This is a genomic window from Ruegeria sp. AA3 (assembly GCF_056542905.1).
The window spans coordinates 156,535-179,170 of the sequence record NZ_JBQGAQ010000008.1; the positions used below are offsets into that span (position 1 = coordinate 156,535).

At 53.9% G+C, this 22,636-nt stretch carries 22 protein-coding genes; 3 read left to right on the forward strand and 19 right to left on the reverse strand.

The genetic code is table 11. The features are described from left to right. Position 1: 1 nt before the first annotated feature. The 7 genes from ACR0JR_RS15255 to ACR0JR_RS15285 all read right to left on the reverse strand — a co-directional run bounded on the left by ACR0JR_RS15255 (position 2) and on the right by ACR0JR_RS15285 (position 5,842). Positions 2-1,075, reverse strand: coding sequence for a 2Fe-2S iron-sulfur cluster-binding protein (locus tag ACR0JR_RS15255; protein ID WP_170780935.1), 1,074 nt, complete (start codon positions 1,073-1,075; stop codon positions 2-4). 14 nt (positions 1,076-1,089) lie between these two features. Beyond that, the gene (paaD, locus tag ACR0JR_RS15260; protein WP_010437869.1) at positions 1,090-1,548 is read right to left on the reverse strand and encodes a 1,2-phenylacetyl-CoA epoxidase subunit PaaD; all 459 of its coding nucleotides are present in this window, start codon (positions 1,546-1,548) and stop codon (positions 1,090-1,092) included. 6 nt (positions 1,549-1,554) lie between these two features. Further along, a complete protein-coding gene (paaC, locus tag ACR0JR_RS15265; protein WP_319545272.1) occupies positions 1,555-2,313 on the reverse strand; it encodes a 1,2-phenylacetyl-CoA epoxidase subunit PaaC in 759 nt (252 codons plus the stop codon). Then, entirely contained in the window at positions 2,313-2,597 is a 285-nt protein-coding gene (gene paaB, locus ACR0JR_RS15270) for a 1,2-phenylacetyl-CoA epoxidase subunit PaaB (protein WP_480456892.1), read from the reverse strand. Before paaB ends, paaC begins: the two co-directional genes overlap by 1 nt. Positions 2,598-2,615: 18 nt before the next feature. Next, a complete protein-coding gene (gene paaA / locus ACR0JR_RS15275; RefSeq protein ID WP_480456893.1) occupies positions 2,616-3,608 on the reverse strand; it encodes a 1,2-phenylacetyl-CoA epoxidase subunit PaaA in 993 nt (330 codons plus the stop codon). A 15-nt stretch (positions 3,609-3,623) separates the two neighbouring features. Next, positions 3,624-4,826: a 3-oxoadipyl-CoA thiolase gene (gene pcaF, locus ACR0JR_RS15280; RefSeq protein ID WP_480456895.1), complete on the reverse strand. Its 1,203-nt coding sequence runs from the start codon at positions 4,824-4,826 to the stop codon at positions 3,624-3,626. 197 nt (positions 4,827-5,023) lie between these two features. After that, the gene (locus tag ACR0JR_RS15285) at positions 5,024-5,842 is read right to left on the reverse strand and encodes a cyclase family protein (RefSeq protein WP_170780931.1); all 819 of its coding nucleotides are present in this window, start codon (positions 5,840-5,842) and stop codon (positions 5,024-5,026) included. 266 nt (positions 5,843-6,108) lie between these two features. Between ACR0JR_RS15285 and ACR0JR_RS15290 the strand changes: the two genes are divergently transcribed. Continuing rightward, entirely contained in the window at positions 6,109-8,202 is a 2,094-nt protein-coding gene (locus ACR0JR_RS15290) for a 3-hydroxyacyl-CoA dehydrogenase NAD-binding domain-containing protein (RefSeq protein ID WP_480456897.1), read from the forward strand. A gap of 108 nt (positions 8,203-8,310) precedes the next feature. Here the strand turns inward: ACR0JR_RS15290 and rpe are convergent, their stop codons facing one another. From rpe to ACR0JR_RS15310, 4 genes are all read right to left on the reverse strand, one after another. Then, a complete protein-coding gene (gene rpe, locus ACR0JR_RS15295; RefSeq protein WP_480456899.1) occupies positions 8,311-9,000 on the reverse strand; it encodes a ribulose-phosphate 3-epimerase in 690 nt (229 codons plus the stop codon). A 180-nt stretch (positions 9,001-9,180) separates the two neighbouring features. Further along, the gene (locus ACR0JR_RS15300) at positions 9,181-10,539 is read right to left on the reverse strand and encodes a sensor histidine kinase (protein WP_480456901.1); all 1,359 of its coding nucleotides are present in this window, start codon (positions 10,537-10,539) and stop codon (positions 9,181-9,183) included. Next, on the reverse strand, positions 10,539-11,198 hold the full coding sequence (locus tag ACR0JR_RS15305) for a response regulator transcription factor (RefSeq protein WP_029621649.1): 660 nt from the start codon (positions 11,196-11,198) through the stop codon (positions 10,539-10,541). The genes ACR0JR_RS15300 and ACR0JR_RS15305 overlap by 1 nt, the downstream gene beginning before the upstream one ends. A gap of 31 nt (positions 11,199-11,229) precedes the next feature. Beyond that, positions 11,230-11,454, reverse strand: coding sequence for a hypothetical protein (locus ACR0JR_RS15310; RefSeq protein ID WP_480456902.1), 225 nt, complete (start codon positions 11,452-11,454; stop codon positions 11,230-11,232). A gap of 573 nt (positions 11,455-12,027) precedes the next feature. Here ACR0JR_RS15310 and ACR0JR_RS15315 point away from each other — a divergent pair. Next, complete coding sequence (locus tag ACR0JR_RS15315) at positions 12,028-13,092, forward strand: hypothetical protein (RefSeq protein WP_480456903.1); 1,065 nt, start codon at positions 12,028-12,030, stop codon at positions 13,090-13,092. A gap of 264 nt (positions 13,093-13,356) precedes the next feature. On the opposite strand, the gene ACR0JR_RS15320 is transcribed toward ACR0JR_RS15315, so the two are convergent. The 7 genes from ACR0JR_RS15320 to ACR0JR_RS15350 all read right to left on the reverse strand — a co-directional run bounded on the left by ACR0JR_RS15320 (position 13,357) and on the right by ACR0JR_RS15350 (position 20,667). Then, on the reverse strand, positions 13,357-13,545 hold the full coding sequence (locus tag ACR0JR_RS15320; RefSeq protein ID WP_170780926.1) for a hypothetical protein: 189 nt from the start codon (positions 13,543-13,545) through the stop codon (positions 13,357-13,359). Positions 13,546-13,935: 390 nt separating this feature from the next. Further along, complete coding sequence (locus ACR0JR_RS15325) at positions 13,936-14,925, reverse strand: HupE/UreJ family protein (RefSeq protein ID WP_480456904.1); 990 nt, start codon at positions 14,923-14,925, stop codon at positions 13,936-13,938. Further along, positions 14,922-15,752 (reverse strand): peptidyl-prolyl cis-trans isomerase, encoded by an 831-nt coding sequence (locus tag ACR0JR_RS15330; protein ID WP_480456905.1) that lies wholly within the window; start codon positions 15,750-15,752, stop codon positions 14,922-14,924. The genes ACR0JR_RS15325 and ACR0JR_RS15330 overlap by 4 nt, the downstream gene beginning before the upstream one ends. Before the next feature lie 159 nt (positions 15,753-15,911). Continuing rightward, complete coding sequence (locus tag ACR0JR_RS15335; protein WP_480456906.1) at positions 15,912-17,834, reverse strand: DUF3604 domain-containing protein; 1,923 nt, start codon at positions 17,832-17,834, stop codon at positions 15,912-15,914. A gap of 273 nt (positions 17,835-18,107) precedes the next feature. Continuing rightward, the gene (locus tag ACR0JR_RS15340) at positions 18,108-19,274 is read right to left on the reverse strand and encodes a reductive dehalogenase (RefSeq protein ID WP_480456907.1); all 1,167 of its coding nucleotides are present in this window, start codon (positions 19,272-19,274) and stop codon (positions 18,108-18,110) included. A gap of 478 nt (positions 19,275-19,752) precedes the next feature. Next, on the reverse strand, positions 19,753-20,160 hold the full coding sequence (locus ACR0JR_RS15345; protein ID WP_170780923.1) for a universal stress protein: 408 nt from the start codon (positions 20,158-20,160) through the stop codon (positions 19,753-19,755). 57 nt (positions 20,161-20,217) lie between these two features. Continuing rightward, complete coding sequence (locus ACR0JR_RS15350; protein WP_170780922.1) at positions 20,218-20,667, reverse strand: phasin family protein; 450 nt, start codon at positions 20,665-20,667, stop codon at positions 20,218-20,220. Positions 20,668-20,867: 200 nt separating this feature from the next. Here ACR0JR_RS15350 and ACR0JR_RS15355 point away from each other — a divergent pair, with 200 nt between their 5' ends. Further along, entirely contained in the window at positions 20,868-22,040 is a 1,173-nt protein-coding gene (locus ACR0JR_RS15355; RefSeq protein WP_480456908.1) for a cation:proton antiporter, read from the forward strand. Here the strand turns inward: ACR0JR_RS15355 and ACR0JR_RS15360 are convergent, their stop codons facing one another. Continuing rightward, positions 22,041-22,448, reverse strand: a complete 408-nt coding sequence (locus ACR0JR_RS15360; RefSeq protein ID WP_480456909.1) for a c-type cytochrome — start codon at positions 22,446-22,448, stop codon at positions 22,041-22,043. It abuts the gene before it with no gap. Positions 22,449-22,636: the final 188 nt, after the last annotated feature.

Here is a 22,636-nt window from a genome sequence, read left to right on the forward strand (position 1 = left end):
TCTACTGATCGTAGTCCACGACCACGGTGTCGGTCAGCGGATAAGCCTGACAGCTCAGGACGTATCCTTTTTCGACCTCGTAATCTTCCAATGCGTGATTGGCGACCATCTCAACATCGCCCTCGAGCACACGGCAACGACAGGTCGAGCACACCCCAGCTTTGCAGGCGTAAGGCGCGTCCATCGCATTCTCTAACGCGGCATCAAGAATCGATTGATCCTTGGGCATGGTGATTGACTGCGTTGCCCCGTCCATTGTGATCGAGGCCTTGGTCTGGTTGGCCTGGGACGCCGTGTCCGCACCACTTACCTTGCGCTTGGCCCGACCGGGTTGGGCGCTGGCGAAAAGCTCGAATTTGATTTGTCCATCATCCAGCCCATGTGCACGCAGGGCAGAAGCGATGCCCAGCATCATGGGCTCGGGGCCGCAAATAAAGGCTGTGTCGACATTCTTGATGTCGATCCAGTGTTCGAACAGGTCGGCACATTTCTCTTGCGTGACCAAACCGGTGAACAACTCGATTTCCTGCGCATCCGTTTCCAGAATGTGGATCACGTTCAAGCGCCCCATATAGAGGTTCTTGAGATCCTCAAGTTCCTCTCGGAACATGATCGTGTTTACGCCCTTGTTGGCATAGACCAATGTGAAGCGTGAATGCGGCTCCCGGGCGAGCGTGGTTTTCAGGATCGACAGAACCGGGGTGATACCTGACCCACCAGCAAAGCCCAGATACTGCTTTTCGGCGGACGGATCGATCGCGGTGTGAAAGCTACCCATCGGCGGCATCGCCTGAACCGTGTCGCCCACCTTCAGGTCAGTGTTGGCCCAGGTTGAGAACGCGCCGCCATCGACGCGCTTGATGCCGACCTGCAGAATGCCTTCATCCTTACCAGCGCAGATGGAGTATGATCGGCGCAACTCTTCCCCGTCGAAATCGCGACGGAAGGTCAGGTATTGGCCTTGGGTGAAATCGAATTCCTCAGCCGAGCCGTTCACCGGTTTCAACGTCACCACCACCGCGTCGCGGATGGTTTTGTGAATGTCGGTGACTTCCAGATCGTGAAAGCGTGCCATCCGGTGATCCTCCCTCAGATGCACTTGAAATAGTCAAAAGGTTCCAAACAGTCGGTACAGCGCCAATGGGCCTTACACGGGGTCGAGCCGAATTGGCTGACCTTCTCGACCGCTTTGCTGCCACAAAGTGGGCAACGTTCGGGTCCGCCAGCGGGCTGGGGCGGAGCGATGCCGTATTCCTCAAGCCGAGCACGGCCCTTGTCGCTGAGCCAATCGGTGGTCCACGCGGGCGCAATGCTTGTTTCGATCCGCAAATCGTCAATCCCGTGATCACGCAACGCGGTTTCGATATCCATGCTGATCACCGAAGTCGCCGGGCAGCCCGAATAAGTCGGGGTAACTGTGACCAACAACGTGTCATCGTCCCACTGCACATCACGCACAATGCCCAGATCGACGACCGAGATCACTGGGATCTCGGGGTCGGGAACAGCGTCCAGCCACTCCCATACCTGATCAGTCGAGGCCCTCATGCGCTCTTACCAAGAGGCGCCGGGATAGGCGCGTTGAAGCCACTGCATCTGTGTCAGTAAATGGCCCAGATGTTCGGTATGCATACGCCCGTCACGCCCACCTTTATGGGCAAAGCGGCTTTCGGGAATGGTCAGCGTTGCCTCGCTCAGAACCCGCATGATCAGAGCGTCATATTCTGCTCGCAGAGATGCCGGGTTCGGAGCAATCCCCGCCGCTACCATCTCAGCATCAACATCATCGCTGGCAAACATCTCGCCTACATAGGGCCAGAGATAGTCCAGCGCCTCCTGCATCCGGGTGTGGCTTTCCTCGGTTCCATCGCCGAGCCCCACAACCGTATCGCCAGAGCGTTCAAGGTGATAGGTGACCTCTTTGCTGGCCTTGGCAGCAATCGCCGCGACCCGCTCGTCGGATGATTTCATTAATCGCCCCAGCATGATCGAATGCCACGCATCGAACAGGAACTGGCGCATCAGAGTGCGCCCGAAATCGCCATTCGGGACCTCGACCAGCAACACATTACGAAAGTCCCATGCGTCGCGCAAAAAGGCCAGGTCATCGGCGCTTTTGCCGCCGTCGATGTCACCGGCGAGGCCCAACCACATCTGGGTCTGACCGATCAGGTCCAACGCAGTGTTGGCCAGCGCGATATCCTCCTCCAGCACCGGCGCGTGGCCGCACCATTCGCTAACGCGATGGCCGAGGATCAGGGTACTATCCCCCATCCGCAGCAGAAACTGCAGGAATGCTTCGTCCCGGGTCATCACATTGCCCCCACTTCATCGGGAAGGTCGAAAAAGGTCGGGTGACGGTACACTTTGCTCTCACTGGGTTCGTAAAGCGGGCCTTTGTCGCTAGGCGAAGAGGCCGAAATGTTGTTGGCTTCAACCACCCAAATCGACACGCCTTCGTTGCGGCGGGTATACACATCCCGCGCATTCTTGATCGCCATCTCCGCGTCAGGCGCATGCAGCGAGCCGACGTGGCGATGGCTCATCCCATGCTGACCGCGGATGAAGATTTCCCACAGGGGCCATTCATTGTTCATTTGGTATCCTCCTTGGGTTTACTCTGCCGCCAGATTTCGTGTTCGGTTCTTGCGGGCATGGGCCAACAACCCGTCGCGCACCCATTTTCCATCGTCCCACGCCTTGTTACGCGCGGCCAAACGATCGACATTGCAGGGGCCGTAGCCTTTGATCACATCGAAGAATTCGGACCAGTCCGGGTCGGTGTAGTCGTAGTGGCCCCGCTCTTCGTTCCACTTCAGGTCGGGATCGGGAATGCTCAGGCCGAGATACTCGACCTGCGGCACGGTCTGATCCACGAATTTCTGGCGCAGCTCGTCATTGGTATTGATCTTGATCTTCCAAGCCATAGATTGCGCTGAATGCACGCTTTTCTTGTCGGAAGGTCCAAACATCATCAGCGACGGATACCAGAGCCGGTTCAATGCATCCTGCGCCATCTTGCGCTGTTCTGGCGTGCCTTCTGCCATCTTGCGGATCGCATCATAGCCCTGACGCTGGTGAAAACTCTCTTCCTTGCAGATGCGGATCATAGCGCGCGAATAGGGGCCAAAAGACGTCCGCTGCAGAGGAACCTGGTTCATGATCGCGGCACCATCGACCAGCCATCCGACCGCGCCGATATCAGCCCAGTTCAATGTCGGGTAGTTGAAAATCGACGAATACTTCATGCGGCCATCCAACAGCATCTCGGTGATCTCGTCCCGGCTGACGCCCAGCGTTTCGGCCGCACAATAGAGATACAGCCCATGCCCGGCCTCATCCTGCACCTTGGCCAATAGGATCGCCTTACGCTCCAGTGTTGGAGCGCGCGTGATCCAGTTGCCTTCGGGTAACTGGCCGACAATCTCGGAATGCGCGTGCTGGCCAATCTGACGGATAAGGGTCGCGCGATAGTCATCGGGCATCCAGTCTTTGGGCTCGATTTTGATATCGGCGTCAATCTTGTCCTGAAAGGCGCGCTCCTGCTCGGTCATCTCCTCGCGGGATTTCACGCCTGTTCCGGCTGTCTTGATCATCTGAGCGTACATGTGAGGTCTCCTCCCTTACACGCGTTCAAGAATAAGTGCAGCACCCTGCCCTACCCCGACGCACATGGTACATAGCGCATAGCGCCCGCCCGTGCGGCGCAGTTGATAAGCAGCGGTCATAACCAACCTTGCTCCGCTCATCCCAAGCGGATGCCCGATCGCAATGGCGCCTCCGTTCGGATTCACATGCGGCGCATCGTCCGGCACCCCCAGTTCGCGAAGCGTGGCAAGGCCTTGCGAGGCAAATGCCTCATTTAATTCTATCACATCCATCTGATCGATGCTGAGACCCGCACGGGCCAGTACCTTGCGACTGGCAGGAACAGGGCCGATGCCCATCACGCGCGGTTCGACCCCGGCAACGGACATTCCGACAACGCGGGCAATTGGGGTCAGATCGTTCTTTGCCGCTGCGGATTCATTCGCCATCAAGATCGCCGCCGAGCCGTCGTTTACGCCCGAAGCGTTCCCAGCCGTGACGGTCTTATCCGACCCGTTGATACCCTTCAGGCCCGACAGTTTCTCGGCTGTGGATCCAGGACGCGGATGTTCATCCGTATCGACCACCACAGGATCGCCCTTACGTTGCGGGATTGTGACCGGGGTGATCTCCTCCTGAAACACCCCGGTCTGGTGCGCCGCGGCCCAGCGGGCCTGGCTGCGTTCGGCAAACGCATCCTGATCGGAGCGGTTGATACCGTAAGCTTCCGCTACGTTATCTGCTGTTTCGGGCATCGAGTCGATACCGAATTCCTGCTTCATCTTGGGGTTCACAAAACGCCAGCCGATCGTTGTGTCGTAGACTGAATTAGCGCGCGAGAAGGCGGACGTCGCTTTGGGCATTACAAATGGTGCGCGCGACATGCTTTCGACACCCCCGGCGATGGCCATGTCATAGTCCCCGGCGCGAATCGCGCGGGCCACCATACCCACGGCATCCATACCGGAAGCACAAAGTCGGTTGATGGTCGTTCCAGGCACATCCACCGGCAGACCCGCCAGCAACGCCGCCATCCGCGCCACGTTGCGGTTGCTTTCCCCAGCCTGATTGGCGTCGCCGTAGATCACGTCGTCTATGCCTGTCCAATCAACCTGAGGGTTTCGCGCTATCAGCGCAGCAATCGGGATCGCTGCCAAATCATCCGTGCGAACCTGGCTGAGGCTGCCGCCATACCGTCCGATTGGTGTGCGCTGCGCGTCGCAGATAAAGGCGTCCATTGGGCGAGGGCTCCGAGAATTATGTCGCGTGATTAAGTGACCGATAGGTCGGTTAATAAGCAACACCGCGATTCGCAGCAAGAAAAATGTAACATAATTTTAAGTTTTTGATGATAATGGTAACATATTAGGGCGGCTAAATTAAAAAAGCCCGCAGATTTGCGGGCTTTAATACTTGGCATGAATGACGACGAAATTCAGACCATCGCAAATATGCGGGCCGGACCGCCAGACCCCCCGCGATGAGCTGGCGCACCCACAATCAATGTCGCTCCGCTGGCTGGCACTTTGTCCAGGTTTGCAAGATTTTCGATGCCATACCTGTTCGTAGGTAGCCACGCGTAGTGAGTAGCAAAATCGGCTGATGGTCCGTGATCGAGGGATAGGGAATCCACCGCCAGCGCAACCGCGCCTGTGTCATCCATCAACATCTGTGCGGCTTCGACATGAAAGCCGGGAAAGTGCATTTTGCCTTCGGCGTCTGCGTTGCGGAAGTCTGGCGTTGCGGATTTAGCTCCCCACCCCGAATGCATCGCGACGCAAGCGCCGTCTGGGATCGGACCGTTTGCAGAAATCCAGGCCTCAAGATCGTCAGGCGTAACCTGAGCATCCGCATCCTCTGCTGCCCGCGCAGCGATATCAATTACGCAAAGTGGACATACCAGATTGGATACAGGAATTTCATCAACCGACTGACCATCGGCCGAGAAATGTAGCGGCGCATCGATATGCGTGCCTGTGTGTTCGTTTACAGCGAGATTGAACAGATTGAAACCGTGGTCCTTGAAGTTGAAGGCTTGAGTTGCCTCGATTCCGGGTTCACCAAAATAAGTTGGAAAATCGGCATCATATATATGTGTCATGTCTACGACTTCGCCATGGCCCATCGCCATTGCAGGTGTCGTCGCAGCTGAGCTTAGTGCGGTTCCAGCCGCCATTGCAGCCCCGGCTTTGAAGAAAGAACGCCGAGATAGCATCCGATCTTTTACCGCATTCATTACGCAAACATCACACATCTTGTAGCTCCCTTATTAAATGACACCGACAGCGGAATACTGCCCGACATGCTTGACTGAGTCCAATTCAGCCCCCTTGAGTTCAGTTTAGCCCGACGCTGATGATGTGCGTTTCACATGTTCGTAACGCTGCGACCGTAGCACAAAACCCGAACGGTTGGTCGATTATAGGGTTGAATACTGTCTCAGTACGGTTCAGTCTCTGGCTGCGTGGCAAATCGGGTTGACTGGACCACAACGCATATCTTTTCGGGAGGCAGGAACAAATGTCCCAGGTTATTGGCTATGAAAAAGTAGGCGACATCGCGGTTTTGTCGGCGAATAACCCACCGGTAAATGCTCTGGGTGCAGAAGTGCGCCAAGGCCTCCTGTCAGGGATCGAGCGTGCTGAAGCTGATGGCGTACGGGCCGTTTTGATTTACGGTAAGGGGCGGACCTATTTTGCCGGCGCTGATATTCGCGAATTCGGCAAGCCACCACAGGATCCTTGGTTACCCGCGCTCTGCGATCGCATTGAAGCATCACCGCTTCTGGTGGTTTCATCTTTACACGGAACAGCCCTTGGCGGCGGGCTTGAGGTTGCCCTGTCCTGTCACTACCGTATTGCGGCCCCATTAACAAAAGTCGGGCTGCCCGAGGTCAACCTTGGCATCATCCCCGGCGCGGGTGGAACCCAACGATTGCCACGGGTCGCTGGCGTCGAGGCCGCATTGGAAATGATAACGACGGGTCGCCATGTGCAGGCCTCTGAAGCGTTACAGATGGGCGTGCTGGACAAGGTGCAGGACGGAGATCCGCGCGAGATTGGGTTGGCCTTCGTTCGAAATCTACTTGAAACGGGCGCACCGCGCCGACCTGTCTGCGAAATGGCTAAACCAACGCCGATCGACTTTGACGCGACCTATGATGCCGTATTGAAGAAAGGACGGGGGCAGCTGTCGCCTGCGATTGCCGTGCGTGCTGTGCAAGCCAGCTGTGAAGCCCATGATTTTGCAGCAGGACAGGCTCGCGAACGGGAACTGTTCACCGAGCTGATGGCGTCAGATCAGCGAAAAGGGCTGATCCATGCCTTCTTTGCCGAGCGCGCTGTCTCCAAACTCCCGGAACTACAAGGGATCAATCCCCGCGAGCTTCATCAGATAGGTGTTGTCGGAGGAGGTACGATGGGCGCAGGCATCGCCACATCCGCTCTGCTGGCGGGTCTTTCGGTTGTATTGCTTGAAATGTCGGTGGACGCAGCCAAGGCTGCAAAAGACCGGATCGCAGCAAATCTGGCGGGTGCGGTGAAACGCGGAAAGCTGAGCCCGGACGCGCAAGTGGAAATTCTGGAGAACAGGATAACCCTGTCCACGGACTATGATGCGCTGAGTGGCGTTGATTTGGTGATAGAAGCCGTTTTTGAGGATATGGAGATCAAGAAACAGGTTTTTGCAAAACTGGATGCGACCTGTAAATCCGGTGCCGTGCTGGCAACAAACACCTCATATCTCGACCTGAACGAAATTGCAGCATCCACAGGCAGGCCCAGTGACGTGATCGGTCTGCACTTTTTCTCACCTGCACATGTGATGAAACTGCTTGAGATCGTTGTTGCGGACCACACTGCGCCCGAAGTTATTGCGACAGGATTTGCTTTGGGCAAACAGTTAGGGAAAGTGTCCGTCAGAGCTGGCGTATGCGACGGTTTCATCGGTAACCGTATTCTCAACGCCTACCGAACCTGCGCTGATCACATGGTTCTGGATGGGGCAAGCCCTTTTCAGATTGATGCCGCGTTGACCGGATTTGGATTTGCAATGGGGCCATTTGCGGTTTCCGACCTTGCCGGGCTAGACATCGGTTGGGCCGCGCGCAAACGCAAACGGGCTGCGGGCCTGGACCCACGTGCGCGTGACAGCATCTATGCCGATAAACTATGCGAAGCAGGGAATTTTGGTCAGAAGACCGGCAAAGGATATTATGTCTACGAGCAGGGGAATCGAAGCCGAAAACCCAACCCTGAAGTCATGCCTTTGATCGAAGCCGAGCGCGCCGCCAAAGGTATCTCTCCACGAGAGTTCACCGACGAAGAGATCGTGCGTCGTTACATGATTGCGATGGTGAATGAAGCGGCAAAGGTAGTTGGTGAGGGGATCGCCCGCAGACCACTGGATGTGGATATCACGCTGCTTTATGGCTATGGATTTCCACGATATTGGGGCGGACCATTGAAATGGGCCGACTTACAGGGACTGTCAAACGTGTTGGATGACATTCGCCGGTGGTCAGGAGAAGATCCATATTATTGGCAGCCCGCGCCTTTGCTTGAACAACTGGCAACCGAAGGTCGTTGTTTTGATGATCTCAACAAAGCAAGTTGAGATCTAGGGCCTCCTTGCCCGCCCGACATTGAAACTGCCAATGTTGCCGGGCGAAGCAAGAGAAGGCGTTTCCAAAGAAACGCCAATACCTGACAGGTGCGTTTGGGATTAGTTCAGTACACCTTCAGCAGCTGCGCGAACTGCACGAATATTGTCGCCGTAAACAGACGGATTTGAAACTGACCCGCCCTTGAAAACAGCCGAGCCAGCGACCAGCACATCTGCACCGGCGGCTGCAACCAGAGGCGCGGTGCTGGGATCGACACCACCATCTATTTCGATATGCACCGGGCGGTCACCAATCAGCTGACGCAAACGACGCACCTTGGCGGTCATATCAATAAACTTTTGCCCGCCAAAACCGGGATTAACGGTCATAACACAAACCAGATCGGTCAGATCCAGCAGATGCTCTACCGCCTCAGCTGGTGTTCCCGGGTTCAAGGCAATACCTGCTTTCATCCCGGCGGCGCGAATGGCCTGTAACGTGCGATGCGAGTGCGGCCCGGCCTCAACATGAGCTGTGAGCACATCAGCCCCAGCATCGGCATAAGCCTGAATGTATGGATCGACCGGTGAGATCATCAGATGCACATCCATAACCGTCTTCACATGTGGTCGGAACGCTTTGACCGCCGGGGGGCCAAATGTGAGGTTGGGCACAAAATGCCCATCCATAACATCCACATGAACCCAATCGGCGCCTTGCGTTTCAATGGCCTGAATCTCTTGTCCGAAGTTTGCGAAATCTGCCGACAGGATCGACGGTGCGATCTTGATGGAACGGTCAAAGTTCATGGCGGGCCTCATGTGGATATGCAGTTGCGAGGGGATATATCTGTGATGGGCAAGGAGCGGTAGACCCGAGATACGAAAATCTTACCAGTCTCCCCTAACCTGCCGCCGCTCATCCAAGCCTCGGTACAAGTATCTTATTTATCGCGAGCGCGAGTGGGATTTCATACCTGAAAGTGAAAGCTATATGCGACTCAAATGTCGGTCGTCCTTCCGTTCAGGTATCAGTATTTCGCAACCAAGACCGCCGAGACGTTCCGAAACGCTAAGTTTAAGCGTACCACCATAAGCCTTCAGCAGATCGACAGTAATAGCCAATCCCAAACCAGTCCCACTGACAGAGGTATCCAGGCGCTCGCCAGATCGTAGCACGGCTGATTGCGCCTCTTCTGGAATGCCGGGTCCATCATCCTCAATACAGATTTTTATGTTGCGCCCATCACGATGTGCCGAGATATGAATTGTCGTTCGGCACCACTTGAGGGCATTGTCGAGAAGGTTACCCAACACCTCTTCAATGTCCTGAGTGTCGATGCTGACCCAAAGACCGGCTTGGTAGTCTGAAGTTAGAGATTTGCCTTCGCGCTCTGCCATAATTGAAAAAAATTTAGACAGCCTCTCGACCGAATTCGAGATATCCGTTCGCGAATGGGTCAATTCGGCGGTATTTGACGCACGCATGCGTGCAAGCGCTCGACCAAGTTGGGAATCTATACGCGCCAGCGCTTCTTCCGCAGGCCCGGTATCGGATCCGGTTTCCGACAAGTTTAACAACTCGTTTCGGAGAATCGAAGTTGGCGTTTTGAGTGCATGCGCCAGATCTGCGGCCTGACGTCGAGAACTCGAAACGATCTCGCGATTTCGGTGCAACAGCTGATTGAGGTCTTCCACAAGCGGCGATACTTCTTCAGGATAATCATCCGGCTTCAGGTCGTCTCCGTTGTCCCAGCGATGGGCAACGTCAGCACGCAATTTCCTGAGCGGGCCAATGACCGCAGACATCAACAAAAGAGAGCCCGCAACACCAATCAGCCCAACCAGCCCAAAGACTGGAAGCAGGTTTGATTGTGCAGCCCGGCGTTCGCTTAACAGTTCAAGCCTGCTTTCCGCAACGCTCACGCCCCATTCCGTTCCGTCTTCAAAGGTGATTTTCTGATAAATGCTGCGAACAGCTTCATCGTCTGGTCCCAGCGTGTTCCAAATGGTTGCTTCGTTGCCAGTACGCGTGGGCTCTGCGATCGTTTCGTCGAACAATGAGGCCGATGTATAGATGTCGCCTTCGTTATTCGTCACCTGCCAATATCTGCCTGAATAAGGCGTCCCATATGCGGGGTCGAATATCAGCTCTCTCAGGACATCCGGAGTATCGGTGGTGACACTTAGTCCAACAACTAACTGAGTGTGACGGTCGCGTAACGTTTCATCGAACTGCTGGAGCACCCTCGTATTGATGTAGGAGAAAACGACCAACGTTCCGACACCTACCGACACTGTGGCAGACGCCAGCCCACTAAGTAGGGCGCGATGGCGCAGCGATAGCATCAGGCGGTATCGATCATATAGCCGCGTCCTCTGACCGTAGTGATGAGATCAGGCCCCAATTTCTTGCGTAGCCGGGTAATGAATACGGCGATTGTGTTTGAATCTCGGTCACCGTCGTATTCGTATATATGTTCCGATAATTCAGTTCTGGAAACCATGCGCCCCAAGTTGTGCGCAAGGTAGGTTAGCACTGCAATCTCCTGCGCGGTTAGATCGACCGGAATCCCCGCAACACTGACCCGCCCGTTCCTGGTATCCAGCGAGACGTCTCCCATTTCGATAACTGGATTGAGCTGACCACTCTGCCTGCGCAATATTGCCCGCACACGCGCGGCCAGTTCCGGCATGTGAAACGGTTTGGTCATGTAGTCGTCCGCGCCCGCATCAAGACCATCGACACGCTCGCTCCAACCGTCACGGGCCGTCAGTATCAATACCGGTGTCTTAACACCTGAGCTGCGCCATTCGCGCAAAACGGAAATTCCATCCCGTTCAGGCAACCCAATGTCGAGTATGATCATGTCATATGGTTCGGTCGCGCCCATATGAAGAGCGTCCGTTCCGTTATGGGCCACATCCACCACATGACCCTCGACCCCCAGAAGTTTTTTAATCTGTTCGCAGAGCTGGGGTTCGTCTTCAGCCAGAAGTATTCTCATATCTTAAAACTACAGGCACATTCGCGTTGGTTTAAGCCCTAATTTCTGCCATTCCCGTTCCCACCGGAATTGCCGCCGCCATTTCCACCGCCGTTCCCGCCAGCATTACCTCCGCCGTTTCCGCCAGAATTTCCACCGCTGTTGCCACCGCTGTTACCGCCGCTGTTTCCACCGGCATTTCCGCCGCCGCCTCCGGAACCATTTCCATTGCCACCCGCATTCCCATTATCACGATTTGCAGCTGATCCGCGCCCATTGCGGTTACCACGATTGCTATTGGCTTTGGTCGAATTGGAGCGCGCAACTTTCGAAATCTGGTTACCCACCCCAGACCGGTTGGACACAACAGCGCCCGTCTGCGCATTCACAATCACGCTAACGATTTTTCCATCCGGCTTTTTTACAAGAATACGATAATAGATCTCACCCGCTTGAAACGCGCGGGCATCAACCGGGGTGCCTCCGTAAGTTTTTGCAACTCCTTTGATAACCCGTGCAAGCCGAATTGTATTACCCGATAGGGTCGCCTTGCGCAGTTCGCTCTGTTTAAGCTCACGGACGTCGGCGGTTGCTTCCCTAACAGGTAAAGCAACAAGCAAACTTACCACCGTCAATAAAACCGCTACACGCATCTACTTCCTCACACTTGCAGGTTAGAAGATACGTCAATCGACGTGAACCGGTGATGAACAAGCAGTTAGCCCTGCGTTCAATCGCTCTCAAGTTAAATGATTGAGAGATCAGATGATTCGCACGTGGATTGCAGCATTCGAACACAGCACGCCATTTCATAGAAGAAAGCGGCTGCTGTTCCATCAAGGAGACCGATATGAAAACCTCTATCCTCAGCCCTATTAAAGCTTCTGCGGTGGCTATTGCTTTGCTGGGATCGACCGCCGTTATTGTTACAGTCGCAATGCCAGATGTCGCAATTGCCAAAGAAGGAAAAGGCAACGGCGGGGGTAAAGGCGGCGGCAATTCCGGTGGAAACGGGAACAGCGGGAACAATGGTGGTGCCGACAAAGGCGATCGCGATTCGGCCAGTAACAATAAGAAAGGGTCTGACGGAAACCGCAAAGTTGGAAATTCCGGGAAATCCATTTTCGGCGACTCAAAGAGCAAGTCTTCGCGTTCCACTTCAGAGAACCGCGGTCGATTTTCACTAAAAGATCTTTTTAATGGAAGCGGCAAAGCAAAAGGCGCTGCAAATTCCAGGACGCGCACGACCACCAGCGGTGGAAAGCAATTATCCAAGACCTACAAGCAGACTACAGAAAATTTGATTGTCGAAGAATCTGTTCGCCCCGCAGTTCGGCCGACGGGTAACAGGATGGCGGCGCTTCTTGGTGCCCACCCTTCTGAACTGGGTGCGCTTAATGCTGCGAACGCAAGTGCGACAGCCTTGGCCAATGCTTCACCTAATTCACGTGTCGGAAGAATAGCCACATATCGTGACACGGTGCTGGCCGGAGAACCCTTGCGGGAGGATCTTGCAGAACAGTTGGAAGAGCTTACCGGACTGGAGCCACCAGAGCGCACTGTCGCGGAGATCGAAGAAGATTTAGAAGTCGCATTGGATGATGTTCAAACCAATCAAGAGCTTGTTGACGAACTTGAACAGGCTTTGGAGGATGCCGGCGGAACGGACCCTGTGATCGAAGAGCAGCTCGATCAAGCGCAGATGGATCTGGAAGGTTCAATTGAGGAGGCGCGGGACCTCAATGAGGAACGTCAGGCAGCATTAGAATATGAAGAAGCGACAGAAGAGGTTCGGGAACTGGTTGAACTTGTTGAAGAACAAGAATTAGCCGAGCGCGAAGCCTTGGAAGCGGCGGCCAACAAACCTGTTACCGATGCCGTGGAAGAAGAGGTCAAGTCGCTTCTGGGTCTGTAATCGAAACCTCAAATCTCAGGTATAACTTCCTAACGGTGCAGACAACTCACGGAAGCACCATAAGCCGGGGCGGTCATTTACTTCATCAGAAGCGGAATGGCCGCCCCTTGGTTTACTGGCATTGAACTATGCTTTGTGAGCTACAAGCCACGATTTCATTAGCACCAAACGAAAGAATCCCGCCTAAGTTAGGCGGGATTCTATTGTCAATTCCGTTGTTTAGGACGAGTATCAGGAATTGAACAAGGGTCGACTGAACTACCTTCAGACGTTGGTTAGCGCCTCAGAAAGTCGCTTGTTTTTTACAATTTCTGTTAGTGCATTTTCGATAGGAGGGAAGCGACCGCTGATTGTAGGGCGTTTGGTTGGCAACTTGTCCGCAGCGATACCGCCAGAGGTTTGCATCACAGTAACAGTGTCGGACTCTTCGGTCTTAAAGGCAGACTTGATCATGCGTTTCCCCTCATTTGCAATTGAACAATAACTCGCTCGTTCAACTCTATAGAGCACTATGCCTCATCTCGGTTGAACGTCGCGAAAATACATTGTTCATGTTCAGTTAATGTTGTCCCCAAAACGAAAACAATGGGATAGTACGGCCATTTGCTGGGGTTTGTTGCGCAGATCAGGGCATGCCTTTGCTTCACTGCGATCTGTCAATGGTATTATTAGGCTATGCTAAATTGCTTGTTTGACCCTCGTTTGCCTCAGCTCTCTCGAATTGTCGGCCTCCGGGATCGTCTAGTTGTGTTCAGCGCCCTGAGAGTGGTCCTTTGTTCAAGCCTACAGTGTTACTTATTGGCCCGCACTTCTAGGGGGACCTCTTGATTGGGGTCGTAGACACTAGAAACCGCTTAAGCGCTCGATAAGCCAGTACATTGAAACCGATCCGATGCCATAGGCGGTGAGTACGACCGGTCCTCGACCGGTCGGCGAGGCAACCAAGCGCCAAATCGCAGTGAAGACGGCCAGCGCAGCGATGAAACTCAACTGACCGGCCTCAACACCGAGATTAAATGCCAGCAACGCTGCCGGAATATCGTTTGGTGGTAGTCCAATTTCTGCCAGGGCACCTGCAAAACCAAGGCCGTGCAAAAGGCCAAACCCAAAGCAAACAATCCACGGTTTTTGCTTGGAAAGTCGGAAGCGACCTTCGCCACCTTTGACAATCTCCATCGCCAGAAACACGATTGAAAGCGCTATTACTGTCTCGACCGGTGGCCCAGGAACATTCAAAATACCAAAGGTCGCCAGCGCCAGAGTTATTGAATGAGCTAGTGTAAAAGCTGTTATGGCTCCTACAAGTCTCCAGACATCTCGGACCAGAATGAACAGCGCGAACACGAACAAAAGGTGATCCCAGCCCTCCAGTATGTGTTCAAATCCCAATTGAAAATAGGATATGAAAACTGACCATGTCGTCTGTTCAGGAGGTATGGTTTGGATTGCTGTATCTGAGGTGAGACGAAGGGTCGTCGGTGCGGCCTCTAAGGGGTGCAAGCGCACCAAAACATCGTTTCTTTGTGCCTCCAAGCCTTCAATCGCAATGGATTTCCCCGCAATATCTTCACGACACTCCATGACCCATGATGAAACCCAGGCCCGACTGTCACGTGTTGCTTCCGGACCACGTGACGGAGCGCAACCATTTGGCAGCACTGCATCAATCGCCATTGGCTGACCATTCACATCGGGCTTTCGCCAATGAACGCTCCATGTGTTTGATGCGATTTGACGGATTTCCAAATATCCCGGATCAAGCGCATGTGCGTTGGCGTCGGCTTCGGGCCACACGAACAGCAACGCAATTAACATAAAGACCAAATGTCTCATTTGGTTGGTCCTGCGATATCGGGCACCACAATCTCATAGGCATCAGCAAGCGCCTCATATTGCGCTTGCGCCAGATCTGCACTCATGGTGCGACGCCAATCCTGTAGGACCGCATTGCGTATCTCTGATAACGGCGGTGTTTGAGCAGGCTCGATAGCGACCACTTGAACAAGATGAACGCCGTAACCTGATTGGATCGGCCCTCCCCATTGACCTGGTTCGAGTTCAGTTAGACCGTTCGAAAACCCGGCGCCAAACACGGAGTCGACAACCCGAGTTGCAGTCAAAGGCATTGAGGCAGGCAGTAATGTTGAACGCCCAAATTCAGGAAGCTCTTGTTCCTCACGCACCGCGCTCAACGCGTTTGCGATCGCAGTGTCACCTGGCGCTTCGCCAAGAAAGATCTGATTGAAGGCTACCATTTTGGACGTCGCGTATCTTTCACGGTTCTTCTGAAGATAGACCTCCAAATCTTCGTCTTCGGGGGTAACTGATGCAGCAATCGCTTCAGTAAGAAAATCCATCTTTTGGCTTAGCCGCGATCTGATCACGCTATCTCCGCGATCCAGCCCAAGCTTTCTTGCTTCTCTGACCAAAACTTCTTCACGAATAGATGCATCGATCAAAGCTTGCAGTTCAGCTTCGTTTGGTTGGCGTTTCCACCTGGCCTCAAATTGAGTAACCAGAAGCGCGACATCATCTTTGTCGATTGATATTGTCACGAGATTTTCGGTGGTCACATTTTCCGGCGCGACTATATGGAACCAAATGAATATAGCCGCCCCAATCAGGAAGAAATGGAACAAAGGTTCTTTCAATAGGCGCATGCAGGCTCCTGCGTGAAATGCATCAGGTTCTAAGTACCAATGCTGACATCAGCGAGTTAATTTTTGCAATAAAGTAGGCTCTTGTCGCGCTGCAGAATTATAGGCTTCTGCCGAGGCAACAATCGCCACCTCGACTTATACTAATGTGATTAATGCTGATCATTCTGCCGGCGTGTACCAAATCGGTGATGAATACGCGCGTTCCTGATGCGTCAGCACCGCATCCTCGGGCAAGTCGATGCCATATCTTAGCTTGTCATACAGTATCCAACGCGGAGTCGGAATTTCCAATGCGCGTACATAATAAAATGCCCGTGCATTTGGGTCGAATTCAGGGTCGGACCAAACGGTCACAAGCTCGGAGGCACCGATTGTGTTGGCCCAACTGGCGGCTTCAACATCCACTGTATTTCCCACAGCAGGAACCTTTCCGCTATCATCGGCTACACGACCATCCGACCACGCAACGTCGTAGACCTTTTCTTGCAGGGCGCCTTCAGAATCAAGCCAGCCTTTGATCACCTGCACACGATCCAAGTTAGCACCTACTGGGTCGCGCAGCGCAGCGATCAGGAATGAAGGTGCACCATCTCCCTCGCGTGGGCGCAGGTCCGAACCCATTGGAACGCCTTTGGTATAACCAACATTAGCAAGAAAACGGGTCTCAACATCAGCTTCACTGAAATCCCAACCACCAAAAAACCTCAGGCCGATCCGAGGACCTGTTGTCGCGTATGTCTCACGTCGTTTAAACGCGTCGAAGATCGCAGCACGCGTATTGTCGGTGGCCCAAACAGCCGTGTATCCGGATGCCACCAAAAGGTCGCCCGGTATTTCACCGAGATCATTCGCAATGAACGGGTGCTTGATCCGCGAGGCCGACGGTTCAACGCTGACCGACTTGCCAAAGAAGTTGTCTTCTTCGGCAGTAGCCAAAGACGTATGGCTGTCCGTCGCGCCCCCCATGCCAAATTTATAGGGATTCACGCCAAACTTTTCTTCCAGCAGCAATCCTCGTTTCAGAGCTTCTCGGGCGTACTCGCCTGCCAGCATGTCATCGGTCTTCAGCTCGGTTATGTCGAGATTGCCGACGTCCCAGTTCTCGTAATCCGCAAATTCGTCGTCTGGGCTCAGGAACGGATGCGCTTCTCCGTCACCCTTGATTTGAGTGACTTCATAGTGAGGCTCCCATTTTGCGCGGGCGGCTACGTAATCCGCGTCGACCTTGCCACCGTGATAGGTATCTTCGGTTGGGAACATCCACCCGTTTGAAAGGTTGCCGTTATGCGCAAACGCAACTGCGCGTCCTCCGGTTTTCTCCTGATATTCTTCAAGCCAAGCATATAGCGCTTTTGGGTCGGTATCGCCGTAGGGTGGTTGTGTGACCGGTGGCACCATCTGCAAGGCACGGATCGGCCCATCGCGCAGCATGACGTTCCGGTGCAGGTTGAAACCCTTAGGCACCGAAGTCCATTCGAACCCGATAAATGCAGTAAAATTACCCGGGTCGTTGTGCCGCTCGGCCGCAAGCACAATATGTTCCCAGGTAAAGGAAAAAGCGTCGGCACCGGGGCTGTAAGACTCCAATAGAATTTCTGGCAGGGTCATTTGCGAGAAATTGGTTATTATGTCGAAGGCTGCTTTCCCGGCCTCTTCGCCACCTGCTTTGTAGCCTTCGTACCATTCCAGCCCTTTTGGATCAGCCAGAACACCGGGTTTCCCAGCCTGCAAATCCGGAGCAAAGCCCATCAGGTCCGTATGATCTGTCAGAACCATCCAATCCAATGGTCTGGCCAGCCTTACGGGCTGCCCTGTGGAGGAAATGACCTGCTCTCCCTTTGCAAAACGCCAAGCTTCATCGGGTAGCAGGGTATTTCCAAATGCTCCCGCATCTAATGACAGCCCGGTATGTAGATGTGTATCACCCCAAAGCGGGCGTTCGGGGAAAGAACGCTGTGCGTACGGCGAATATGGTTGATTGGAAAACAGCCCTTCGACTGCCTGTTCACTTGGAACCGCGTCAGAAAGCACAACGGTCGGCGCAAGAATAAGAGATAGAAAACAAGCAGAAATTCGATACATAGTGCCTCCCAAAAAGCAAAAAATACTCAGCGAGTTCCCAGAGTCTTTTGTGACTCCAATATATTCGATTTTTATGATATCATATCTGACGGGCTCGTGGAAAAAATTTTGCTGCTAAGTCTTTGAGCTAATTGTATTCGAGGCGGTCGGCTCCTCGTTCCCGGATCAAAAATGCTGTCTTTCGCGCTTGAATACGTGTCCAACAGTCCGGGGGAGCACCGGAGCGGACCGCTAAACGATTGCTTCAGTGATCGGCCAAATTTCATGTTGAACTCAGGGGTTTTCCCACCAATCGGTCGGCTTGGCGCGTTTGCCGCGGTTACGGTCAAGCCAAAGGGCAAATCTACGCAAGGGTGAAAGCGCCAGTGCCAACCAGAAACGATGACGCCATAGCGTAAAATCGCGGTTGAACGGACAGACGCGCATGCAAATTGCGCAGTCGGAAGACAGTTTGGCCCAGAACCCAAAGCACCTAGCCGCGTCGGAAGTCCACTTGCGCACACCCTTTATGGCCGAGGGATCCTCCGTTGTCTCCGGCGCTCCGTAAGGGAGCGCTTTGACCGGGCAGGCATCTGCGCATTTGGTGCAAATGCTACAGAAAGCACGTACACCCAAAGGCCTGGGGGGATCATGTGCCAGTGGAAGATTGGTGAATATCTTGGAGAACCGCAATCGCGGACCATATTCAGGTGTTATCACCATCTGGTTGCGGGCATATTCACCCAAGCCCGCCTTGATCGCATAAGGGATCACGAGACCGGTGTCATTCATAGAGGCTGTGGCCTCATAGCCCAGATTACGGATGTAGGCTGCAAGCTGCATCACGATACTGGCCTCATGGGAGTATTCGCGTCCAGTCGCAGCCCCCGCGAGAGCAGACGGATAGGTAGCCACAAGGTCTTCATCCATCTGATGGCCCATCACGATGACGGATGTCATGCCTTCCGGCAGGTCGTTAGGCGCATCAGAGAAGTCGCGAGTGTCAACTCGGGCCGCGTAAAGCCAACGGTCATCCATATCGGTGATGCCACAGAGATCGGCCCCAAAGAATTTCGCAATTCGTTTGACCTCCCTTGCCATCGCGACAGGGTCGTCTATCGGGTGCTGTGTCGGGGCCACAGGTGTGTCATTGTTGATGGGGGCTTGGAAGCCCTCGCGCCTGCCGGTCTCGCCTCCTCTTTCGGAGATCAAGTCTGAAATCAACCAAGCCGCGTTTCTAAGCGCAAAGTCGCGTTGGGTGAAACCATCCCCACGACGCGGAATGGCTTCCATGCGATACGAGGCAAAGAATGCGTCGGTCTGTTTGCTGCGGATACGCTCATCCCAAAAAGCGCGGGTAAATATATCATTACGCTGATTGAAGCGTTCAAAGTCATCCGTGACATCAATGCCTGCGGCGGCATCGTCGGGTCGTTGGGGGTGGTTGGAGGGATAGCCCATTGCGAGACGATGCAGCGTGATAGGTCAGTTGTCAAAGGGGAGCAGATGCAACGCTTACATTTGCCCGTGTTAGTTTCCGGTTATGGTGCTGAGTAGGATTGATCGTGAAGCAAGCAGTTTGGTGGACTGTTTGTTGATCGAACGGGTTGTTTCGAATTTGGTTGCGGGAGCAGGATTTGGCCTTCATCGAACAACCGTCCTTCGAAGAAAAAGAAAGTAGACTACATCTCGAAACACAATCTGAGGCTCCGAGGCAAACCAAGTGCCGAAAGTCTCCCAGCGACCGACCAGCAACTGTTCTTCGCAATAAAGTAATCCAGCGTTCTAATAAATTCGAAACCGCAGGTAAGCTGCAAAAATTGCAAGAGATATAGCTGCAGTCCGTGGGTTCTTTGGCTCAGCTGTCAATTCTCTCGATCTGATTTGGCTCACTAAGTAAAGGGCCACTCGAAACGGACGTCACACTGCTAACTTTGGATCAACGAATTACATGAACCGAGCATCCGGCGTGGTGCACGACTCTGTTCGCAGTGGAACCTAAAAATATGTCCTCAAAACCAGGCTTGTGCGAAGCCAAGACGATGCAATCCGCGTCGCTCTCCTTTGCGAATTCGACAATAGCCCTACCCGCGTGCCCAGAGATGAGCTGAGCCTTCGCGCCTGGAATTTCAGAAGCAGTCTGATGCAGGTTTTCCAGGATTTCATGCCGCGTATTGGCAAGTACTTCGCTGGGAATCTGAAATCCTACGTAAGCCGGAATTGGCTCTTGGACGTGTATCACGGTGAATACAGCGTCCGCATCAGCCAATTGGCGCGCGGCCTCAAACGACGCTTGTGTGTCGTGTTCTTGGTCCAGAGCAACCGGGATCAGGATATTCTTGTACATTTGACCTCCTAATTATTGCCGCGATGACTTCAATTTGGTTCCTCGGCAGCAGGAAACCTACACAGGCTCAGACTTTGAAGATTTCCCCGCGCTCTTTGTAGCGGCTACAACATCATCAACTGTTTTCTCAACAGCTTCAGCTTCGGTTTCAGCGACATAAGATGCACAACGGGACACGGTTTCGAACCATTCCTGCGCGTCAGCAACCAACCGCTCAACCGAATGGCGCTGCCATTCCGCCATGCTCTGAAGAGCTTTCGATGGATCGGACGAGTTCCCGCAAGACACATTGCGTGCAGCTTGTAGAGCAGTCCGGACCGCCTCACGACGTCGTTCGAACCAATGCTGCGCAAAGGCCTCTGTTTCTTCGAGCAATTTTTCTTGCGCGTCCCAAAATTGCTCGATCTGGGCACCGAAGGCCGGATTGCCAGACATGGGTGGCTGCATTTGCTTGAAAACTTCCAATAGTGAGGTCGGGCTATGTGTGTTGGAATTCTTTGTAGGCATCGAAAGTTCCTCCTCATTTCCTGAATGAGTTATTGTGCCACTTGCGGCGCGCCGTCGCCTTAATACAGATCAATATCCCTTATTTTTCGGATATTCGGCCTTAGCTGCGACGGGACACTCGCATTCACTCCGACATCGGTTCCTAGAAGGCAGGGTTGGGGTTAGAGTAGTTTAGACAAGAACTTGACGCTTGGATTTCTATGCACATTGCCGACTTTCTGATTACCCTTGGTGTCCTCTTTCTTGCCGGATTGGCGGCCGACCAAGTAGGTCTGGCCACGCATCTTCCTCGTGTGACAACCCCACTGTTCCTCGGTCTGATCACCGGGAACGCCGGAATGGGGTTGATCCCACTCGACGTTGCAATGTGGTTCGACGAGATTTCCATTGTGGCTTTAACGATGGTCGCGTTTCTTCTTGGAGGTTCTTTAACCCGCGAGAACCTGGTTCGGCATGGCAGAGCCATTCTGACGACTTCGATTTCAATCGTGGTTGCAACCCTTGTTATCGTGTCTGCTGGATTGACTGCAATCGGCGTACCCTTCGGGTTGGCATTGGTGCTGGCGGCAATTGCTACGGCTACGGCTCCGGCCGCCATGACAGACGTGATCAAGCAATCTGGGGTGTCCAACAGCTTCACCGAGACATTAAAGGGCGTCGTCGCAATTGATGACGCTTGGGGTCTGATCGTTTTCAGCATCGCCTTGGTTCTGGCCGGTCATTCGGATGGTTGGGCCACCGTCACGACCACAGCGATGTGGGATTTCGGAGGGGCTATTTTGTTGGGTTCCGCACTAGGCGTGCCATCCGCTTACCTCACAGGTCGCTTGAAGCCGGGAGAGCCAATGCAAGCCGTAGCGGTGGGAATCGTATTTCTGACAGCAGGCCTTTCGTTGTGGCTAGAAGTTTCGTTCCTGGTCGCAGGCATGGTTGCTGGCGCAGTTATTGGGAATCTTGCCCGCCATCACGACCGTGCTTATCATGAGATCGAGCACATTCAGTGGCCGTTCATGATTTTGTTCTTCCTACTGGCTGGCGCCACGCTGGATACTGAAGCCTTCGGCTTGATGTGCTGGGCTGGTGGTCTTTTCCTATTCTTGCGCGCCGTCGCCCGCCTCGTTGGGGGTTATTGCGGAGCGAGACTTGGCGGCCTACCTAGCCGTCAGACCCGCTGGTACGGCCCAGCTTTGTTACCACAGGCCGGTGTCGCGGTAGGAATGGCCCTCGTCGCCGGAGAGCAATTTCCACATTGGGCCGCGTCGATCATGGCCTTTACTCTAGCCAGTGCTGTGGCATTCGAGGTGTTGGGGCCGCCGTTGACTCTCATGTCAATCAGACGAACGGCTGACACAGATGAGCAGATTGGTCAGTAACTATTCAGACTGGATCGATTCAAGAAAGGCGAGCAAATTCGCCAGCGGCAGGCCTACCATCATAGGTTGCCCATTAGGCAGAGCCACCGCGATTTGTTGGTCTGTCTCAAACACCGCGCCAAAGATTGGCATTTCGCCCCCATGGGCGAGCAATTGTGAACGACCGTCAATCTGTTCAGCTATAAGATCTATCGGAAACACACCGCCGTTCTCGCCCGCCAAATTGGTAAGGTCGGGTGTACGAATAGCAAGCATTTCCGTCATTGGTCCGTCTCCGGTCGCTTCGAAACCGTGACACTGCCAACAATACGTCCGATACAAATCACTTCCCTCATCGACGCTGACGTCCTGTGCCAGAGTGGGTCCCGTGGCGAATAGTGCCAGTAAGATCCCGCGAAAAATCTGCATGTGCTCCTCCAATTTGCTGCACACAAGAAGATCTAATTATAAGGCATCCTTAAAAAAGCACTTTGACCTCGCTCATTTTGGACGCTCCTGTACGAGGATTGGCGTTTCAGTCGAATAGCGTTTGGTGTACGCGCCTAATTTATTCCTGCCGGCCTACAACTACGCCACCTCTTCGTTGACCTCACCAC

Bases quoted from the DNA above. Each gene is read 5' to 3' on its own strand.
- ACR0JR_RS15255 (WP_170780935.1), bottom strand. From the start codon at position 1,075: ATGGCACGCTTTCACGATCTGGAAGTCACCGACATTCACAAAACCATC.
- paaD (WP_010437869.1), bottom strand. From the start codon at position 1,548: ATGAGGGCCTCGACTGATCAGGTATGGGAGTGGCTGGACGCTGTTCCC.
- paaC (WP_319545272.1), bottom strand. From the start codon at position 2,313: ATGACCCGGGACGAAGCATTCCTGCAGTTTCTGCTGCGGATGGGGGAT.
- paaB (WP_480456892.1), bottom strand. From the start codon at position 2,597: ATGAACAATGAATGGCCCCTGTGGGAAATCTTCATCCGCGGTCAGCAT.
- paaA (WP_480456893.1), bottom strand. From the start codon at position 3,608: ATGTACGCTCAGATGATCAAGACAGCCGGAACAGGCGTGAAATCCCGC.
- pcaF (WP_480456895.1), bottom strand. From the start codon at position 4,826: ATGGACGCCTTTATCTGCGACGCGCAGCGCACACCAATCGGACGGTAT.
- ACR0JR_RS15285 (WP_170780931.1), bottom strand. From the start codon at position 5,842: ATGTGTGATGTTTGCGTAATGAATGCGGTAAAAGATCGGATGCTATCT.
- ACR0JR_RS15290 (WP_480456897.1), top strand. From the start codon at position 6,109: ATGTCCCAGGTTATTGGCTATGAAAAAGTAGGCGACATCGCGGTTTTG.
- rpe (WP_480456899.1), bottom strand. From the start codon at position 9,000: ATGAACTTTGACCGTTCCATCAAGATCGCACCGTCGATCCTGTCGGCA.
- ACR0JR_RS15300 (WP_480456901.1), bottom strand. From the start codon at position 10,539: ATGCTATCGCTGCGCCATCGCGCCCTACTTAGTGGGCTGGCGTCTGCC.
- ACR0JR_RS15305 (WP_029621649.1), bottom strand. From the start codon at position 11,198: ATGAGAATACTTCTGGCTGAAGACGAACCCCAGCTCTGCGAACAGATT.
- ACR0JR_RS15310 (WP_480456902.1), bottom strand. From the start codon at position 11,454: ATGGGCGCGGATCAGCTGCAAATCGTGATAATGGGAATGCGGGTGGCA.
- ACR0JR_RS15315 (WP_480456903.1), top strand. From the start codon at position 12,028: ATGAAAACCTCTATCCTCAGCCCTATTAAAGCTTCTGCGGTGGCTATT.
- ACR0JR_RS15320 (WP_170780926.1), bottom strand. From the start codon at position 13,545: ATGATCAAGTCTGCCTTTAAGACCGAAGAGTCCGACACTGTTACTGTG.
- ACR0JR_RS15325 (WP_480456904.1), bottom strand. From the start codon at position 14,925: ATGAGACATTTGGTCTTTATGTTAATTGCGTTGCTGTTCGTGTGGCCC.
- ACR0JR_RS15330 (WP_480456905.1), bottom strand. From the start codon at position 15,752: ATGCGCCTATTGAAAGAACCTTTGTTCCATTTCTTCCTGATTGGGGCG.
- ACR0JR_RS15335 (WP_480456906.1), bottom strand. From the start codon at position 17,834: ATGTATCGAATTTCTGCTTGTTTTCTATCTCTTATTCTTGCGCCGACC.
- ACR0JR_RS15340 (WP_480456907.1), bottom strand. From the start codon at position 19,274: ATGGGCTATCCCTCCAACCACCCCCAACGACCCGACGATGCCGCCGCA.
- ACR0JR_RS15345 (WP_170780923.1), bottom strand. From the start codon at position 20,160: ATGTACAAGAATATCCTGATCCCGGTTGCTCTGGACCAAGAACACGAC.
- ACR0JR_RS15350 (WP_170780922.1), bottom strand. From the start codon at position 20,667: ATGCCTACAAAGAATTCCAACACACATAGCCCGACCTCACTATTGGAA.
- ACR0JR_RS15355 (WP_480456908.1), top strand. From the start codon at position 20,868: ATGCACATTGCCGACTTTCTGATTACCCTTGGTGTCCTCTTTCTTGCC.
- ACR0JR_RS15360 (WP_480456909.1), bottom strand. From the start codon at position 22,448: ATGCAGATTTTTCGCGGGATCTTACTGGCACTATTCGCCACGGGACCC.